Source organism: Sulfuricurvum sp. MLSB, assembly GCF_000747095.1.
Classification (GTDB): Bacteria; Campylobacterota; Campylobacteria; order Campylobacterales; family Sulfurimonadaceae; genus Sulfuricurvum.
Map to the genome: position 1 here is coordinate 1 of NZ_JQGL01000115.1, position 1,254 is coordinate 1,254.

The window sequence follows — 1,254 nt, forward strand, 5'->3', positions numbered from 1 at the left end:
GACAAGAAACCTCCTTAACTTATACTCTATGATCTCGTAATGATGTTTAAACTCTTTGTTCATTGTAGAACGTGCCTTACCCGATGCGTCACCGTAGTAGTAAATAGCTGACTTATGAGCATTATATCGCATCAGTATCTCTTCGCACACCTCTTCAGTTGAGTTACGAGGGTTCTCAAGAGCGATTTCATCAATGCAATACGACCACCAAATATCTTCTTTGCGCTCAAACTGCCAAATAGAACAGGAGTTATAAGGAACTGAGTTCTGGTCAAACGAGATATGTAAAGGCTTAGTTTTGTCGTAGGTGCATTTGCCGACGTGTTTAAGACGATCAAATGAAGAATAAAACTCTCCCCCCAAGGTCATAAAAGGCGTACCAAAAACTAATGCCTTGCCCCTTTCCTTTGAATTATTGTCTAAGATGTTCTGAATATAATTCTCACCTACATTATGAACGTTGTGATAAGTTGATGAAATAACTGCAAACTTATTACCTATACGCTTAAAAAAGAAATCACTTCGAGAATATATCTTACTTTCAATCTCCTGAACATAGTCATCTAATGAGAACCACTTATTAAGCCACTCAACTTTAGCCGGTGAGGTCATAATATAAAGTGGGTTGAACTGCTGCGATTGTTCACCTTCGGGCTTTAACTCTCCGTCGATTAAATAAATGCCTGGTTGGCGTAACCTTGTTATAATAACTTCTTTCACATCTTCTTCCCGGCTATCCTTTGTTTCATCCAATATCGCATAAGAGAACTCTTTGCCAGAATGCATAATTGCGTTGTCCAAAGAGCCGGTAAAAATCAAGTGTCCGTTATTGAACGAGATAATATTCGTAAAGCGGTCAAAGTTCCTCAAACACTTCTTCCAATGTGGCGGAGGTTCATGTCCAGAAACATAACACCCCGATGGGTTTTCCTTTGTCCATTCGGTTATTCCTACTGAACCCCAATATTCACGTATGCGAAAAAGCGTGCTGGTGTCCAGCTGTGCATAAGTATTTGCCCCCACGAAACCACGTACATGAGGAAATTCGGCGATCATGCGTCGTGTAATAATCCCTGCTAAATGAGTTTTCCCAGATCCAGTGCCTCCGAGAAATAGACTTACTGATGCAGTGGACTCGAATATCTCACACTGAGGGGCGGATATGTCCTGCATCACTTCGGTCATCTCCTATTGAGTATAACAGTAGGTATTGGAGGTAATTCGTGAACATGAAGATCAGTTTCAGTCTTGTCT

Annotated in this window: 1 protein-coding gene; it reads right to left on the reverse strand. The window is 40.8% G+C overall.

Going from position 1 to position 1,254, the window contains the following annotated elements; all coding sequences use genetic code 11:
- Nucleotides 1-1,185, reverse strand: a 1,185-nt coding sequence (locus tag JU82_RS08200) for a terminase family protein (protein WP_037949279.1), incomplete at its 3' end; no start/stop codon positions are given.
- Nucleotides 1,186-1,254: the final 69 nt, after the last annotated feature.